The organism is Bradyrhizobium sp. Crot121 (assembly GCF_059512385.1).
Map to the genome: position 1 here is coordinate 1 of NZ_JCAMOR010000211.1, position 1,901 is coordinate 1,901.

Annotated in this window: 2 protein-coding genes; one reads left to right on the forward strand and one right to left on the reverse strand. The window is 50.9% G+C overall.

What is annotated here, in order from left to right; all coding sequences use genetic code 11:
* The first annotated feature begins 226 nt into the window (after positions 1 to 226).
* Entirely contained in the window at positions 227 to 1,660 is a 1,434-nt protein-coding gene (locus AC5ZGW_RS46030; protein WP_130231870.1) for an SIR2 family protein, read from the forward strand.
* Between the two features lie 4 nt (positions 1,661 to 1,664).
* Here the strand turns inward: AC5ZGW_RS46030 and AC5ZGW_RS46035 are convergent.
* Positions 1,665 to 1,901: carboxyl transferase domain-containing protein (locus tag AC5ZGW_RS46035; RefSeq protein ID WP_496114156.1), on the reverse strand; the 237-nt coding region annotated here is incomplete at its 5' end.

Sequence of the window (1,901 nt, forward strand, 5' to 3'; positions counted from 1 at the left end):
ACCGCACGAAATTACTTCGCTGTCGTCGCTATCGCCGCAACTCTGCTCTGGCTAAGATAACTGTCCACGCGACCTAGCCCGTTATCCTCATACAGTCCGATTTTCAACCCAAAAACTGCCCCCTTCGATTGCCGCCGAGCTCGATTCCGAGCAAACTGCCTCGCCACGCGCTCAAGTAGACGAATTCACAGCGTCCTCTCACCTAATCTCGTGCAACGATCAAGCGATGAAGACTTGGCCTCGAAAACGGCAGACGTTAACTTTCTCGGCTGAAATCAACGGCGACAACTGCCAATGCGAATTCTGCAAGAGAAACAAATCATTTGAAGCGCCATCCGAACTTCTGGATGCATTCTTAGATGGATCAGTACTTCTGTTCGCTGGCGCTGGCATCAGCACCGAAGCGCCGGGCGTGATGCCGAACACCCTATATAGCGAAATTAACTACATCCTTGGCGGCACCACACATGACCGTGCCTTTCCTGATTTGATGGAGGACTTTTGCTCATCACCATCAGGAAAAATTGGACTGATCCAGAAGATCAAGGAGCATTTTGATTACGCCTATTCACACGGTCAAATCTATCGCAACGCGACACGGTTTCATCGAGAGTTAGCTACATTCTTTCCACTAGACACTGTGGTAACCACCAATTGGGATGACTACTTCGAACAACATTGCGCGGCCACCCCATTTATCGAGGACCGCGATCTTGGACTTTGGGCAGCAGCCGAACGGAAGGTAATCAAGATTCACGGATCCATATCGAATTTCGGATCAATCGTTGCCACGCGCTCGGACTATAAAGCCTGTGAGACCCGTTTACAGATCGGATTGTTGGGAGCTCACCTTAAGTCGCTACTGGCCACACGCAACGTAGTCTTCATCGGCTATTCGCTAAGAGATGATGATTTCCTCCAAATTTACGGAGGTGTTCTCGACGCGCTACGCGATTTTCGCAGACAGGCGTACTTTGTTGCCCCCAACATCTCAGCTTCCGATCGGCAGAGATTGAGCGAGCTAAACTTAAACCTCATCGAAACAGACGGGACATTTTTCGTTGAGCAGATCAAGGCACACGCCACAACGAAGATTTGTCTCTGTTCGGACGTTATGTATGAAGAGGTCGAGGGCATCCTCGCACTAACGAGAAGAGCACATAGCTGGCTTCATGACACTTATAATGCAATCAAGTACCCTCAGATACTATTTTGCTCCTGGTACCAGGATGGCATGCTCCATGCCTTAGAGAGAATTCTGCGCCTTCGTAAGACTGGAATCTATTCAGACCGCCATCGCCTCATTGGCTCGTTCCGTTCGTACCATGCATATGCGGAGCAGTATCGCAAAATTCGCAACTACTCCGATTCAGCATACTGTTACGGCTATGCAAATGCATACCTATACGCATCGCTGGATGACAAGGAGCGAAGCGAACTTACTCCACCAATTTTCTTTTACTTTGATTGCGAGATTGAAACGGCGGCAAAATACAAGCGGGCATTGAAACGCCTGCCTGAACTTCACAAGTCAGCGTTCAAATACGCGCAGCGAATCGCGGCTAGGCATCCCCATCTCGAAACTCATGTTCTCGACCATAAAGACCAACTTGATCTAAGCCAGATATATCCATTCAATAAGCTCGACAGCGCCGATTGAAGCCTCATAACGGCAGATTGTCGTGCTTCTTCACGGGGATCTCGACCTTCTTGTCCTTGAGCATCGCGAGCGCCCGTGCGATCCGGCGCCGCGTCGAATGCGGCATGATGACATCGTCGATGTAGCCGCGCTCGGCGGCGATGAAGGGGGAGAGGAAGCGGTCTTCGTATTCCTTGGTGCGCGCGGCGATCTTGTCGGGGTCGCCGATGTCGGAGCGGAAGATGATCTCGACCGCGCCCTT

What these genes read in the sequence shown, in the direction of transcription:
- AC5ZGW_RS46030 (WP_130231870.1), top strand. Translation starts at nt 227, where the DNA reads ATGAAGACTTGGCCTCGAAAACGGCAGACGTTAACTTTCTCGGCTGAA.